Here is a 14,791-nt window from a genome sequence, read left to right on the forward strand (position 1 = left end):
TGATCGGTTTCGGTGATCAGGAATGCATGAGGAAGTGTTCCATGACCCGCGTGCCGAAGCGCAGTGCGTCGACGGGTACACGCTCGTCGACACCGTGGAACAGGGCAGCGAAGTCGAGTTCCGGGGGCAGTTGCAGCGGCGCGAAGCCGAAGCACCGGATCCCCAGTTTGGCGAATGCCTTGGCGTCGGTGCCGCCCGACAGCATGTACGGCACCGTGCGTCCCAACGGGTCGTGTGCCTCGATAGCGGCGTTCATCGCATCGACGAGGTCGCCGTCGAACGTGGTCTCGTAGGAGTCGAGACTGGTGATCCATTCTCGGGTGACGTCGGGACCGATCAGTTCGTCGACGGTGCGCTCGAACTCGGCGCGGCGACCGGGCAGGATGCGGCAGTCGACGACGGCTTCGGCGGTCTGCGGGATGACGTTCGCCTTGTACCCGGCATCGAGCATCGTGGGATTGGCGGTGTCGCGCAACGTGGCACCGACGATCCGGGCGATCGACCCGAGTTTGGCCAGAGTGCCTTCGAGGTCGGGCGAGGTGGGATCGAAGTCCAGGCCGGTTTCCTCCGCCGCCGCAGCGAGGAATTCGGCGACCGAATCGGGGACCACGAGCGGGAACGTGTGGGTGCCCAGCCGCGCGACGGCCTGCGCGAGAATCGTGACGGCGTTCTCCTCGTGCAGGAACGATCCGTGTCCGGCGCGTCCCTTCGCGGTCAGACGCATCCATCCGAGGCCCTTCTCGGCGGTCTCGACCATATAGAGACGGCGTTGCGTCCCGTCGGGACGGGGAACGGTCAGCGAGAAACCGCCGACCTCACCGACGGCTTCGGTGATTCCCTCGAAGAGGTCGGGTCGATGCTGGACCAGCCACTGGGATCCGTAGGTGCCACCGGCTTCCTCGTCTGCGAGGAACGCGAAGACGAGGTCGCGCGGTGGGACGATGCCCTCGGCTTTGAAGCGTCGGGCGACGGCGATCATCATGCCGACCATGTCTTTCATGTCGACCGCTCCCCGCCCCCAGACGTAGCCGTCTTCGACGGCTCCGGAGAACGGGTGCACACTCCAGTCGGCCGGTTCGGCGGGAACCACGTCGAGGTGGCCGTGCAGCATCAACGCCCCGCGGTCGCGGTCGGCGCCGGGGAGCCTGGCGAACAGGTTGCCGCGACCGGGTGCACCGGATTCGACGTAGGTGGTCTCGTATCCGACCTCCTGCAGCTGGGACGCGACCCATTCGGCGCATTCCTTCTCGCCGCGGGTGGTGGCGAGGTCGCCGGTGTTGGACGTATCGAAGCGGATGAGCCGGGAGACGAGGTCGACGACCTCGGCTTCGGCACGGGACGGTGGATGCGCGCTCGACGTGGTGACCATGCCTGCATGTCTACCATCGAAGACGCTGTCGATCACTGCAGGTAGGGGTAGCGATTTGGGAGCTGGAGCGTGGTGCGTTAATCTTTCACAGCACCCGCTGGAGCGGGTGCAGGCATCAGTCCGAGTGGCGGAATGGCAGACGCGCTAGCTTGAGGTGCTAGTGTCCTATTAACGGACGTGGGGGTTCAAGTCCCCCCTCGGACACTCTGAGTCGAGACAGACGACGAAGGCCCCGAACCGATCAGGTTCGGGGCCTTCGTCGTTGCTGGGATGGGTGGCCGCCTCACCGACGGGCGGGATCGATACGACCCTAGATGGGCCTGGGCAGGCGAATTGGGGAACGGCACACTCATGCGCTACTGTTTTCGACAGCGCCCGCGAGAGCGGGAGTGCATCGCATGCCTGCATGGCATGGGTCCGAGTGGCGGAATGGCAGACGCGCTAGCTTGAGGTGCTAGTGTCCTATTAACGGACGTGGGGGTTCAAGTCCCCCCTCGGACACTCCGAACATGATGGCCCCGAACCTGATTCAGGTTCGGGGCCATCGTCGTCGGAGGCCCGTTGTCGTCGGAGGCGAGGTTTCTCAGGAACGGCGTCCTGCACGGAAGTAACCGATCGGCCCGACGAAGTTCACTGCGATGATCAGGGCCCACTTCAGTTTGCTGCCCTCGACCTTCTCGGCGGGCCGCGTCGCGAGATCCACCCAGGCGCTCACGGCGAGTGCGAGCTGGATACTCGCGAGCGCGAGCACGACGGCTCGCCGCCTCGGCGACATGTCGCTGAACCTCGCCTTGGTACCCGCGTTCCGCGCTGGTGCGGTCGAACTCATGATCCCTCCGAGGTGATCCTCCGGACACGAGCAGCGGACCTTCCGCGCCCACCCGATACCATTATCGGGCTTCACCACACACCGGAAAAGGGCACATGGACCCCCACAACGACATTGCAACGACACTCACCGACGCACTCGGACCCGAGCGGATCGATCCCGCCGACCTCGACACCTGCCTCCGTGTTCTCGATATGGCGGGCGGCTTCGCGGCCGATCACCCGGATGCGGTCACGGTACAGCGCGCCGTCGGGCACATGTTCAAGAAGTTCAAGCGGCTCCGCCGCAACGAGCGACGCGACCGTAAGGCCGCGGCCGATCGCGAGGTGCTCGAATCCACCGCGACGGGGTCCCCTACCCGCATCGACGACGAGACCGCCGGTGTTCCGCTGACATCGTCGGTACGGGGCGCGAGCGCGGGAACGCTGCTGCGGCCGCGCGGCTGCTATGTCTGCAAGAACAAGTACACACAGGTGGACGCGTTCTACCACCAGCTGTGCCCGGAATGTGCAGCCGCGAATCACGCCAAGCGTGACGCCCGCACCGATCTGACCGGCAGGCGCGCGCTGCTCACCGGTGGTCGCGCCAAGATCGGGATGTACATCGCGCTGCGACTGCTGCGCGACGGCGCGCACACGACGATCACCACCCGCTTCCCGAACGACGCGATCCGCCGGTTCAGCGCAATGGAGGACAGCGCCGACTGGCTCCACCGCCTGCGGGTGGTCGGAATCGATCTGCGCGACCCGGCGCAGGTCGTCGCACTCGCCGACGAGGTCGCAGCGCAGGGCCCGCTGGACATTCTCATCAACAATGCGGCACAGACGGTGCGTCGCTCCCCCGGCGCTTATTCGGCCCTCGCCGAGGCCGAGTCCGCGGCACTTCCCGCGGGGCCTCGTCCTGAGGTCCTCACGTTCGGTAAACCGTCGGACGCTCATCCCGCCGCGCTCGCCGGGAGCCTGTCGGGCAGTGCGTTGTCGCCGGAGGCGGTGTCGTCGCTGGCGATGGTCGCCGGGTCGGCGACACCCGAGCGGATCGCCGCGGGCGTCGCGATCGACGCGGGCGGTCTACTTCCCGATCTTGTGCACACCAACAGTTGGGTGCAGACCGTGGGCGAGGTCGAGCCACTCGAGCTGCTCGAAGTGCAATTGTGCAACTCAGTGGCACCGTTCATCCTCGTCGATCGACTGCGTCCCTCGATGGCGTCGTCACCGGCACGCCGCAAGTACGTCGTCAATGTTTCGGCGATGGAAGGACAGTTCGCAGGCCGCAGATACAAGGGCGCGGGACACCCCCACACCAACATGGCGAAAGCCGCCCTCAACATGCTCACCCGGACGAGCGCCGAGGAAATGCTGAGCGACGGCATCCTCATGACCGCCGTCGACACGGGGTGGATCACCGACGAACGACCCCACCATACGAAGATCAGGTTGGCGGAGGAAGGCTTCCACGCACCGCTCGATCTGGTCGACGGGGCAGCGCGGGTGTACGACCCGGTCGTCCAGGGTGAGGCCGGCGTCGATCTGTACGGGTGTTTCCTCAAGGACTACGCGCCTGCGCCGTGGTGAGGCCGGTCCGGTGAGATCCGGCCGACACGGCACCGCCGGCGGAGATCACTTCCACACAGAACGGATTCCGAATTCGCCGGTATCGGCCGCGATACTGGTACACAGTGGTCCATCTGTCCCACCGCGCATAGGAGCATCATGTCTGTCGCCGTCGTCCATGCCGATACCCCCGAGGGACGCGCCGCCCTGCGCGCCGGTGCCCGGGAAGCCTCCGACCGCGGGCAGACGCTACTGGTGCTGGCTCCCCTCGACGACTCCACCGACAGTGACGCGGTGCTCGCCGATGTCCGGGAGGTCCTCGGCGAGGGCAACTGGGAACTGCTCACCGAGGTGCACAACGGTGATTCGGTCGGAACAGTCGTCGACTTACTCGCACGCAGCGGCGCCGAGAGGGCTGTGGTCGGTAGCCGCGGCCGGACCGCGACCGGCAAGTTCCTCCTCGAGCGAGGGCTACAGCGCATCATCATCGAAGCGGCGGTTCCGGTACTCGTCGTGAAAGACGAGTGATCGCCTTACGCTGGTTGCATGGCATACCGGTTCCTCGCCGACGCCACTGCGTTCGTCCATCTGCTGTTCGTGCTCTACGTCGCGTTTGGCGGGTTCCTCACGTGGCGGTGGCCGCGCACGATCGTCACCCATGTGCTCGCGGTGTTGTGGGGCGCCGGGTCGGTGATCATCGGGTTCGACTGTCCGTTGACGTCGGCAGAGAACTGGGCCAGGGGCAAGGCCGGTGAGTCTGGATTGCCCGCAGGTGGATTCATCGAGCACTACCTGACCGGCGTGATCTATCCGGAATCGGCGTTGGGGTTGGTCCGTGCCGGTGTCGCGGTGTGCATCGTGGTGTCCTGGACGGTGCTGTGGCTACGCCACGGTCGTGCGCGGGCGGGAAAGGCCGCACCGGGACTTACCCGACAGTAGGGTGGCGGCATGACTGTCTCACGCCATCTCGACGTCGTCGTCTACGGCGCCACCGGCTTCGTTGGCCGGCTCACCGCCGAGTACCTCGCCCGCCACCTGCCGTCGGGTTTGACAGTCGGCCTCGCCGGTCGGTCCCGCGACAAACTCGGTGCCGTGCGCTCGATGCTTCCGTCGGCTGCCGCCGACTGGCCCTTGATCATCGCGGATGCGGAAGACCCCGACTCCCTCGCCTCGATGGCGGCCGAGACCCGCGTGGTGATCACGACGGTCGGCCCGTACGCCCGGTACGGCATGCCGCTGGTCCAGGCGTGCGCCGAAGCGGGCACCGATTATGTGGACCTCACCGGGGAGGTGCTGTTCCAGCGTGAGAGCATCGACCGGTTCGACGACGTCGCGCGTCGCACGGGCGCCCGTATCGTGCACGCGTGCGGATTCGATTCGGTTCCGTCCGATCTTGGTGTCCATGCTCTGCGTCGTGCCGCAGACGCGGACGGCGCCGGCGCACTGACCGACACCACGTTCGTCCTGACCTCGATGCGAGGCGGCGTCAGCGGCGGCACGATCGACTCGGTGCGCAACCAGATCGACGTGGTGCGCGGGGATCGCACCGCACGAAAGATCGCGGCGAGTCCCTACTCGTTGTCGCCCGACCGGACTCTGGAACCCGATCACGGCAGGCAGAGCGATGTCGCGCTGGTCGACGGCAAATCGATCGCTCCGGAGCTGACCGGATGGAAAGCGCCGTTCGCGATGGCGTCGGTCAACACCCGGGTGGTGCGACGCAGCAGCGCGCTCACCGACGGAACGTACGGACCGCGGTTCCGGTATCGGGAGGTGATGAACGTCGGCTCGTCGATTGCGTCCCCGGTGATCGCCGGAGCCGTCGCAGCGGGGCTGGGTGCACTCGTGGCGGGCCTGTCGTTCCGCCCGACCCGATTCCTCCTCGACAAGGTGTTGCCCGCGCCCGGGGAGGGCCCGTCGGAACGAACCCGCGAACGCGGGTACTTCACCGTCGATCTGTTCACCACCACCGAAACCGGCGCCCGCTACACGGCGCGGATAGCTGCCGACGGCGATCCCGGCTACAAGGCGACCGCGGTGATGCTGGGTGAATCCGCGTTGTCGTTGGCAGTGGGAGGTTCGGCGCTGCATGCCGGCGGTGGTGTGCTCACCCCGGCGGTGGCGTTCGGCGATGTGCTGACCGAGCGGCTACGAGCGGCGGGCTTCGAGATCTCGACACGCCGCCTACCCTGAATCTTCGTACCGGCGTGGCTTCGGGGTAGCGGGGAGGTTATGCTCGATCGGTCGCCTGTCCGGCGACCGAAGTAGCCGATGAAGGATGGGCACCATGTACGCGATGAGCATCGAGACGGCTCCGGCCGCTCGGCTTGCGCTCATGGCGTTCTGGCCTACCCGTCGTGGCGCGTGCTTCGACTGCGAGTGTTGTTCCTGGATGTCCTTCTGAGCGGTGTCGCACCGCTCGTCGTGTTCGTCTAGGTTCCTTCCAGTCGCACGGAGCGATGCATGCTCAATCTCCTCGTTTTCACGTTGGTCGGTGTCGGCGCCCAGTTGGTCGACGGCGCCCTCGGCATGGCGTTCGGTGTCACCGCCACCACGTTGCTGATCTTCAGCGGTGTCGGTGCGGCGCACGCGAGTGCCGCAGTTCACCTGGCCGAGGTCGGTACCACCCTGGTGTCCGGTGTTGCACATTGGCGCTTCCGCAACATCGACTGGAAAGTCGTGCTGCGACTCGGCGTACCCGGTGCGATCGGTGCGTTCCTCGGTGCCACTGTCCTTTCGGGACTGTCCACGGAAGCGGCCGTGCCGGTCACCGCGACGATCCTGCTGATCATCGGCGTTTACGTGGCGTTGCGTTTCTCGGTGCGCCCGCCGGCCGTAGCCGATGCCCGTACCTCGCCGCACAGCGCGAAGTTCCTCTCGCCCCTCGGATTCTTCGGCGGTTTCATCGACGCGAGCGGAGGCGGTGGTTGGGGTCCGATCACCACCAGCACACTGCTTTCCCGTGGAAAGACCGCACCGCGCACCGTGATCGGCTCGGTCAGCGCCTCGGAGTTCCTTGTCGCGGTCGCTGCAAGTGTCGGCTTCCTGATCGGTCTGGGGCGCGAATCGCTCGACAACCTGCTCATCGTCGCGGGGTTGGCGATCGGCGGTGCGCTGGCGGCGCCGGTTGCGGCATGGCTGGTTTCCCGTGTTCCGGCGACCCTGTTGGGCACCGCGGTCGGCGGCGTCATCGTCGTGACCAATCTGTACAAGCTGTTCGACACATTCGAGGTGTCCAGCACCGTCGCCACGCTGCTCTACATCCTGCTCATCGCCGGGTGGATCACCCTACTGGTGGTGTCGTGGAAGCGTTCGAAGCTCACCGCCGCCGAGTCGTCGGGCGGTCTCGAGAAGCTCGAGGCCCCGACGCCGGCAGCGTTGCGGGAAGACCCGCAGGGCCAAAAAATCTAGCACGCACACTGACCGGACAAATCACCCACACCAAGATCAGCTCGGCGCAGCGCACCCGATAGCATTCGCCGCGTGAATCGACTCCGCCTCGCCGCCCTTCCCGCCGCCCTCGCTTGCGCGCTCGCCCTCGGCGCCTGCTCGTCCGACGACACGTCTACCTCCGAGAGCGGCAACGCCTCTGAGACGACCGATACCTCCTTCTCTGCGGAAGACGTCGGCATCGAGACGCTCGACGCCGACCTCCTCACGAAATTTTCCAGCTGCGACGACGTGTCCCCCGCCGTGGATCAGTACATCACCGGACTGGACGCCGACCCGGACAACGGTTCGAGCGACTACGGCGTGTACTGCACCTGGACGACGCCCGAGGCCGCCACGAGCTTCGACGACATCCGCACGGTCGAGGTCATGATCGAGACCGGGAACGGCGCCGTGTCGGACCCCTCGGTGCTCGGTACCGCAGGACTCGAAGTGCTCTCCGACAGCACCGTCGAATCGAATGGCGGCGTCGCCTACACAATGAATATGGGAACCGGCGTAGCCGGAATCACGGTTACCACCGTCGAATTCCCGGACGTGCGGGTCTCGATCACGGGCGGGCAGTGGGCCGACTTCCCCAGCTTGGACGGGCCTGCGGCCGTCGCCGCCGCCACGGAACTCCTCGGCCTCTGAACACGACCGGGTACCTGAACAAAACCGGGCCGCTGAAAAACCGGTCTCGAACGAGCGCGGGCGCGATCACCGATGAGGTGACCGCGCCCGTTCTCGTGTCCGCTCAGTCGAACTGACCGACCGCACTCCTATCCGGGTTCTCATCCCGGGTTCTGGACATCACGCCGCACGTGATGAGCACCTGCGCCGCGATATAGGTGAGCATCACCCAGAAACCCGACAACGGCAGGGGGAAGTCGTCGACGAACGCGCGCAACGCGATCAGCGAATCGGACACTACGAAAGCCACAGCGCCGATCGCGACCGTACGTCCCACGCCGGTAGCGAGGACCGCCATCGTGGCCAGCAGCAGCGCGTAGAGCACGACCGGTGCCACCAGTACGCCCGCGCCCGGGGCGCACACGGCAACCAACGCGACGACGGCGACTGCGAAGACCGCGAGCACCCAGCGCCTGGTGTGCAGCACACTCGCCGACCGGTACGGTGCGAACGCCGCTATGTACGTCACCTGCGCACACAGAAAGAATCCGACGAGCACGAGAAATGCGGTGTCACCGTCGAACAGGTCGGGTGCGGTGTCACCGAGCCAGGAGAAAGTCAACGCCAGCAATGTCAGTTCGACGAGCCGGGACCGGGGCGCGGCGGTGCCCAGTACGAGTACTGCCGCCAGCACGGGCATGAGCAGCCATTGGGTGGCGTCGACGAACATCGCGTCGGGGTCGATGAGCTGAGCGATCAGGTGCGCCGCGGCGAGCACACCGAAGACGGCGGCCGCGCTCCGCGCAGCGATGCCCTGGGTCACCGAGTGGGACCCTCGTTCTCGATGCCCTCGTTCTCGATGCCCCCGTCGTCGACACCGTCGAAAGCATCGAGGATCCGCTGCGCACCGATGGCCGCGGTGATCGAGCCGTCACGCACTCCGGCCTCGATCCCACCGCGAATCGCCTTGACGCGGGGATTGCTCTCGAGCCGCCGGAGCAACTGGTCGTGCACCATCGTCCACGTCCAGTCGACCTGTTGACGGCTGCGATTCTCCTCGAACCGACCCGCTTCGGTGAGTACCTTCCGGTGTTCGAGGACGGTATCCCAGAAGGTGTCCAGACCAACACCTTCGAGACCACTCATGGTGATCACGGGCGGTTTCCACACGGCGTCATGCGGATGTACCATCCGCATCGCCCCGGACAGTTCACGTGCGGCGACTCGCGCGTCGCGCTCGTGGTTGCCATCCGCCTTGTTCACCGCGACGAGGTCGGCGAGCTCGAGCACGCCCTTCTTGATGCCCTGCAGCTGGTCGCCGGTGCGCGCCAGAGTCAGGAAGCAGAAGCAGTCCACCATGTTCGCGACGGTGACCTCCGACTGTCCGACACCGACCGTTTCGACGAGGATCACGTCGAACCCGGCTGCCTCGAGCAGCACCATCGTTTCGCGCGTCGCCTTCGCAACACCGCCGAGAGTGCCTGCGGTCGGGGACGGACGGATGAAGGCGTCCGGTTCCCCGGACAACCGCGCCATCCGAGTCTTGTCGCCCAGGATCGAGCCGCCGGTCCGGGTCGACGACGGGTCGACGGCGAGCACCGCGACCCGATGTCCCTGACCGAGCAGGTACATACCGAGCGAGTCGATGAACGTCGACTTCCCGACCCCGGGAACGCCGGTGATACCGACCCGGATCGCCCCGCCCGCCTGCGGGAGCAGGCGCAGCAGCAACTGCTGCGCCTGCTCCCGATGGTCGTCGCGAGTCGATTCGATCAGGGTGATCGCCTTCGCGAGTCCGGCCCGCTCATTTGCCAGCACGGACGTCGCGAGGGCGTCGAGGTCGACCGGACGCTTGCGCGTCGCAGTGGTCCCGGTCGCAGTGGTCCCGATCGAGGTATCACTCATCGTCGCGTCAGCTCCCGAGCGAATGTCCGAGCTGGGCAGCGAGCTTGGCGAGCAGGCCTGCTGCGGCATCGGCGATGACGGTGCCGGGCGGGAAGATCGCTGCGGCCCCCGCCTCGTACAACTCGTCGAAGTCGCCGGGGGGGATGACACCGCCGACCACGATCATGATGTCCTCACGACCGACCTCTGCGAGCGCCTGCTTGAGCGCGGGCACCAAGGTGAGGTGTCCCGCAGCCAACGACGACACGCCGATGACGTGCACGTCGTTGTCGGCCGCCTGCCGGGCGACCTCCTCGGGGGTCTGGAACAGCGGTCCGACGTCGACGTCGAAGCCGAGGTCGGCGAAGGCCGTGGAGATCACCTTCTGTCCGCGGTCGTGGCCGTCCTGACCCATCTTCGCGACGAGGATACGAGGACGACGACCTTCGTCTTCTGCGAACTTCTCGACGAGTTCGATGGTGGTGGAAATGTTGCTCGCCTCCCCAGCTTCGTCGCGGTAGACGCCGCTGATCGTGCGGATCTCGGCCTGGTGCCGACCGTAGACCTTCTCGAGCGCGTCGGAGATCTCTCCGACGGTGGCCTTGGCGCGGGCCGCGTCGATCGCGAGTGCCAGCAGGTTGTTCTCCATGCCACCATCCGTGGACGCCGCGGCGCGGGTCAGCTCCTCGAGAGCTGCCCGGGTTGCGGCCTCGTCGCGGTCGCCACGGAGCCGCTCGAGCTTGGCGAGCTGCTCGGCGCGCACCTTCGAGTTCTCGACCTTGAGAACCTCGATGCTGTCGGGCTCGGCGGGCACATACTTGTTGACACCGATCAGCGGCTGTCGGCCGGAGTCGATACGTGCCTGGGTGCGGGCAGCGGCTTCCTCGATGCGCAGCTTCGGGATGCCTTCGGAGATGGCCTGCGCCATACCGCCTGCCTCCTCGACCTCTGCGATATGCGCGCGGGCCCGGTTGGCGAGTTCGTGCGTGAGCCACTCGACGTAGTGCGAGCCGCCCCACGGGTCGATGGGCCGGGTGGTGCCGGACTCCTGCTGCAACAACAGCTGGGTGTTGCGCGCGATGCGAGCCGAGAAGTCGGTCGGCAGCGCGATCGCCTCGTCGAGTGCGTTGGTGTGCAGCGACTGGGTGTGTCCCTGGGTCGCAGCCATCGCCTCGACGCAGGTCCGTCCCACGTTGTTGAACACATCCTGTGCCGTCAGCGACCAACCGGAGGTCTGCGAGTGGGTGCGCAGGGAGAGCGACTTCGCGTTCTTGGGATCGAACTTCTCTACGAGTTCGGCCCACAGAAGCCGCCCGGCGCGGAGCTTGGCGACCTCCATGAAGAAGTTCATGCCGATGGCCCAGAAGAACGACAAGCGGGGCGCGAACTTGTCGATCTCCATGCCTGCGTCGAGGCCGGCGCGGATGTACTCGACGCCGTCGGCGAGCGTGTAGGCCAGCTCCAGGTCGGCGGTGGCTCCGGCTTCCTGGATGTGGTAGCCGGAAATCGAGATGGAGTTGAACTTCGGCATCTTCGTGCTGGTGTACGCGAAGATGTCGGAGATGATCCGCATCGAGGGCTTCGGCGGGTAGATGTAGGTGTTGCGGACCATGAACTCTTTCAGAATGTCGTTCTGAATGGTTCCGGCCAGCTGCTCGGGCGTCACGCCCTGTTCTTCCGCAGCCACCACATACAACGCGAGGATCGGCAGCACTGCGCCGTTCATCGTCATCGACACCGACACCTTCGACAGGTCGATGCCGTCGAACAGTTGACGCATGTCGAGGATCGAGTCGATCGCGACACCGGCCATACCGACGTCGCCCTGGACACGCGGGTGGTCGGAGTCGTAGCCGCGGTGGGTCGCGAGGTCGAAGGCCACCGAGAGGCCCTTCTGGCCGGCCGCGAGGTTGCGACGGTAGAAGGCGTTGGATTCGGCTGCCGTCGAGAAACCCGCGTACTGGCGAATGGTCCACGGCTGGTTGACGTACATCGTCGGATACGGGCCGCGCACGAACGGCGCGATGCCCGGGTAGCTGCCGAGTGGGTAGCCCTCAGCGGCGATAGCGTCACGGTCGGCCTTGGTGTAGACCGGCTTGACGTCGATGCCCTCGGGGGTGTTCCACACCACGTCGTCGACGGTGTAGTTGTTCGCGGACGCTACGGAATCGACGAGCGCGGCGGTCTGCTCCGCGGTGGGAGCCGCGGGTTCCGGGGAATCCGGATCTGTCAGTGGGACATCGGCGAAGCTGCCGATCTCGGATTGGATGCTCACTTACGCTCCCAGGGTGTTCAGAAGATCGGTCAGTGCAGCGACCGCGTCGATGCGCGCGGTCAGGTAACCGTCCGGGCGGTTGTCGCCCTGCACGTCGCCCACGGCCTTCTCCGGGCCCGCAAGCAGCACAGTGGTGATCCCTGCGGCACGCAGCGCCGCGGTGGCGGTACCTGCGTGGTCGCGGTAGCGGGCGTCGGTGCCGCACAGTACGGCGACCTTGGCACCGGAGTCGCGGACCGCGGCGGCGAGGGTGTCGTCGCTCGGATCGACCGGCCCGGGATTGACCGCGTCGATGCCGCCGGCCGCGAGCAGGTTGCTGGCGAAGGTGGTGCGCACGTTGTGTTCGGCGACCGGGCCGAGGGGGGCGAGCAGCACTGTGGGCCGGGTGCCGTGCACGGCGAGGTAGACGTCGGAGCGGTCACGCAGCGCCTCGAACGGTGCGGCGTAGCGCGCCGCGAATGCACCCGAGTCGGCGACACCAGCGGGCAGGGGGGCCTCGGCGAGGTTCGGGAATTCGTTGATGCCGGTGACGGAGAACCTGCGGTGGGCGATGTCGGCCTCGCGACGACCGCGGGTCGCGGCGATGCGCTCGGCGACCAGTCCGGCGTCGAGCGCCGCGCGGTAGCCGCCGGCCGCCTCGATCTGCTGGAAGAATTCCCACGACTTGTCCGCGACCTGCGCTGTCAAGTCCTCGATGTACCAGGATCCTGCGCCCGGATCGAGGACACGGCCGAGGTTGGACTCCTCGAGCAGGAGCAGGTTGGTGTTGCGCGCGATGCGCGCGGAGAACGCTTCGGACACCCCGACAGCACCGGCGGGCAGCGCGGCGTCGAACGGCAGGACGGTGACGGCGTCGGCGCCACCGACTCCGGCGCCGAACGCAGCGAGGGTGGTGCGGAGCATGTTCACCCACGGGTCGCGCTGGGCCATCATGGCAGCGGAGGTCACCGCGTGCTGCGGGGCGTTTCCGGCTTCGATCGCTCCGGCAACCTGCGCGACGCGCGCCCAGAGTTGACGGGCTGCGCGGAACTTGGCGATGGTCTGGAACTGGTCGTCGGTGGCCGCGAACCGGAACTCGATCTGACCGAGAGCCTGCTGCACGGACAGCCCGGCTGCGATGAGAGCGCGGACGTATTCGATGCCTGCAGCGATCGCCGCACCGAGTTCTTCCGCGTCGGATGCGCCCGAGTTGTGGAAGGCGGTGCCGTCGACGGTGATGGCGCGGACGACCTCGATACGTTCTGCGGCCGCGGCGGCGAGCGTGATGACGTCGTCGACGGTGATGTCGTCGCGGCCGGAGAAGGCACTGGTCAGCGGCGCGCCGCCGAGCGCGATGCGCACGGCGGCGCGGTCGGCGACGTCGGTGCGTGCGTCGAGCAGCGTGTACAGGGAGTCCGCGGCAGCAGCGAGTTCGGGGCCTGCGTCGAGACTGATGGGCGCGAGGTCGAACAGCACCTTGTCGAGTGCTGTGGACAGTCCGTCGACGGGCAGTGCACCCTCGCCGACTCGCAGCCACAGTGCGCTGACGCCGTTCTCGAGGGCGTCGAGGATCTGCTCGTTGAGGTTCTTGGCGTCGGTTCCGTCGAAGCGGGCGCTGACGAGCCAGCCGGCGTTGACGTCGCGGGTGGACGAGCCGCCGCGGATGTACGGGAACTGCCCGGGCAGGGGTGATTCGGGGCGTTCGTCGCGGCCGCTGTAGAGCGGGGCAACCGTCACGTCGTCGTACGTGGTGGTCTCGAGCAGACGCTGCGGCTCCGGGCCGAGTTCTGCGGGATCGACGCGGCGCGACTTGGCGAGTACGCCCGCGACCGCTTGCTGCCACTGCGCGTATGCGCGCGCGGCGTCCTCGGCCTCTGCTGCTAATGACACGTGCGATTTCCTCCTACTGCGGGTGGCAGGCTGTCGGGCGGCCGGGGTAGGCCGACGGGGCGTGGCGCCTCGCAAAACATTAAGCCGATGTCGTTGTGATGCTAGCTGCACACTCCGGTGGTGAATCGTGGGGATCACCACAATTTCTCTAGCGATCGTTCATCACGTGGACGGGTCGGTGTGATCCTGCAGTCTGTATCTCTCCGTGCCAGGTGTGCGTGCACGACGGGAGGTAAGGTGGCGCCCTGTGATGAGGATCTTCAGGGACCGCAGGGTCATCGGCATCCTCGTCCTCCTCGCAACACTCGCCGCGGTGGCGCTTCTGCTCCCCCATCCGTCGATCGCACAGATCCGTCAGTGGTCGGAATCTGTCGACGGGCCACTGTTGGTCCTGATCTTCTTCGCTGTTCATTCGCTCGTGACGATCAGTCCGGTACCGCGCACGGTGTTCACTCTCAGTGCCGGGGTCCTGTTCGGACCCGCCGTGGGTATCGCGGTCACCACGGCAGCCACCACTGTGAGTGCGGTCCTTGCGTTCCTGCTGGTACGGGCGCTGGGCCGGGGTGTCGTGACGTCGTATCTGACCCATCCTGCAGCGAAGGCCGTCGATCTGCGTCTGGCCCGGCGCGGTTGGCTTGCCGTCGGGTCGCTGCGGTTGATCGCCGCAGCACCGTTCTTCGTCGTGAACTGCTGCTGCGCGGTGTCGTCCGTGCGCCTGACGCCGTACACCGTCGCTACGGTGATCGGGATCCTGCCTGGCACCGTTGCTGTGGTGCTGCTGGGCGACGTGCTCACCGGGCAGTCGAGCCCGGCATTGGTGGCAGTGACCGCGCTCTGCATTGTGCTCGGTGTCGGCGGCCTCGTACTCGAGGCACGTCTTCCTCAGCCTGCGGGGTCGGCGCTTGATGCCATCACGAACACCCAAGAGGATGAGACAAGCCTGAGGGCTTGAT

13 protein-coding genes and 2 tRNA genes are annotated in these 14,791 nt (G+C 66.7%); 9 read left to right on the forward strand and 6 right to left on the reverse strand.

Translation table 11 applies throughout. From position 1 onward, the window contains the following. Positions 1 to 16 precede the first annotated feature (16 nt). Positions 17 to 1,369, reverse strand: a complete 1,353-nt coding sequence (locus tag MWU77_RS20335) for a M20/M25/M40 family metallo-hydrolase (RefSeq protein WP_169690519.1) — start codon at positions 1,367 to 1,369, stop codon at positions 17 to 19. 118 nt (positions 1,370 to 1,487) lie between these two features. On the opposite strand from MWU77_RS20335, the gene MWU77_RS20340 reads away from it, so the two are divergent. After that, positions 1,488 to 1,573 (forward strand) — tRNA-Leu (locus MWU77_RS20340). Between the two features lie 211 nt (positions 1,574 to 1,784). Next, positions 1,785 to 1,870: transfer RNA gene (locus MWU77_RS20345), tRNA-Leu, on the forward strand. 82 nt (positions 1,871 to 1,952) lie between these two features. On the opposite strand, the gene MWU77_RS20350 is transcribed toward MWU77_RS20345, so the two are convergent. Continuing rightward, a complete protein-coding gene (locus MWU77_RS20350; RefSeq protein ID WP_247274623.1) occupies positions 1,953 to 2,198 on the reverse strand; it encodes a PLDc N-terminal domain-containing protein in 246 nt (81 codons plus the stop codon). Between the two features lie 95 nt (positions 2,199 to 2,293). Between MWU77_RS20350 and MWU77_RS20355 the strand changes: the two genes are divergently transcribed. From MWU77_RS20355 to MWU77_RS20380, 6 genes are all read left to right on the forward strand, one after another. Beyond that, positions 2,294 to 3,769, forward strand: coding sequence for an SDR family NAD(P)-dependent oxidoreductase (locus MWU77_RS20355; RefSeq protein WP_169690520.1), 1,476 nt, complete (start codon positions 2,294 to 2,296; stop codon positions 3,767 to 3,769). 138 nt (positions 3,770 to 3,907) lie between these two features. Then, positions 3,908 to 4,276 carry a universal stress protein gene (locus MWU77_RS20360; RefSeq protein ID WP_247274624.1) on the forward strand — a complete coding sequence of 123 codons (369 nt, stop codon included), beginning with the start codon at positions 3,908 to 3,910 and terminating at the stop codon, positions 4,274 to 4,276. 18 nt (positions 4,277 to 4,294) lie between these two features. Next, positions 4,295 to 4,687, forward strand: a complete 393-nt coding sequence (locus tag MWU77_RS20365) for a DUF2784 domain-containing protein (protein WP_247274625.1) — start codon at positions 4,295 to 4,297, stop codon at positions 4,685 to 4,687. A 9-nt stretch (positions 4,688 to 4,696) separates the two neighbouring features. Continuing rightward, on the forward strand, positions 4,697 to 5,941 hold the full coding sequence (locus tag MWU77_RS20370) for a trans-acting enoyl reductase family protein (RefSeq protein ID WP_247274626.1): 1,245 nt from the start codon (positions 4,697 to 4,699) through the stop codon (positions 5,939 to 5,941). Between the two features lie 270 nt (positions 5,942 to 6,211). Continuing rightward, positions 6,212 to 7,159, forward strand: a complete 948-nt coding sequence (locus MWU77_RS20375) for a sulfite exporter TauE/SafE family protein (protein ID WP_247274627.1) — start codon at positions 6,212 to 6,214, stop codon at positions 7,157 to 7,159. Between the two features lie 72 nt (positions 7,160 to 7,231). Next, positions 7,232 to 7,831, forward strand: a complete 600-nt coding sequence (locus MWU77_RS20380) for a hypothetical protein (RefSeq protein WP_206040468.1) — start codon at positions 7,232 to 7,234, stop codon at positions 7,829 to 7,831. 103 nt (positions 7,832 to 7,934) lie between these two features. On the opposite strand, the gene MWU77_RS20385 is transcribed toward MWU77_RS20380, so the two are convergent. The 4 genes from MWU77_RS20385 to mutA are packed head-to-tail and all read right to left on the reverse strand — an operon-like array spanning position 7,935 to position 13,838. Further along, positions 7,935 to 8,633: a lysoplasmalogenase gene (locus MWU77_RS20385; RefSeq protein ID WP_247274628.1), complete on the reverse strand. Its 699-nt coding sequence runs from the start codon at positions 8,631 to 8,633 to the stop codon at positions 7,935 to 7,937. Further along, on the reverse strand, positions 8,630 to 9,715 hold the full coding sequence (meaB, locus tag MWU77_RS20390) for a methylmalonyl Co-A mutase-associated GTPase MeaB (RefSeq protein ID WP_169690525.1): 1,086 nt from the start codon (positions 9,713 to 9,715) through the stop codon (positions 8,630 to 8,632). Before meaB ends, MWU77_RS20385 begins: the two co-directional genes overlap by 4 nt. Before the next feature lie 7 nt (positions 9,716 to 9,722). Then, the gene (gene scpA, locus MWU77_RS20395) at positions 9,723 to 11,969 is read right to left on the reverse strand and encodes a methylmalonyl-CoA mutase (protein WP_247274629.1); all 2,247 of its coding nucleotides are present in this window, start codon (positions 11,967 to 11,969) and stop codon (positions 9,723 to 9,725) included. Then, a complete protein-coding gene (gene mutA, locus MWU77_RS20400) occupies positions 11,970 to 13,838 on the reverse strand; it encodes a methylmalonyl-CoA mutase small subunit (RefSeq protein ID WP_247274630.1) in 1,869 nt (622 codons plus the stop codon). A gap of 250 nt (positions 13,839 to 14,088) precedes the next feature. Between mutA and MWU77_RS20405 the strand changes: the two genes are divergently transcribed. Beyond that, positions 14,089 to 14,790 (forward strand): TVP38/TMEM64 family protein, encoded by a 702-nt coding sequence (locus tag MWU77_RS20405; protein ID WP_247274631.1) that lies wholly within the window; start codon positions 14,089 to 14,091, stop codon positions 14,788 to 14,790. Position 14,791 lies beyond the last annotated feature (1 nt).

It is taken from the genome of Rhodococcus sp. F64268 (assembly GCF_023015605.1).
Lineage (GTDB): Bacteria > Actinomycetota > Actinomycetes > Mycobacteriales > Mycobacteriaceae > Rhodococcus.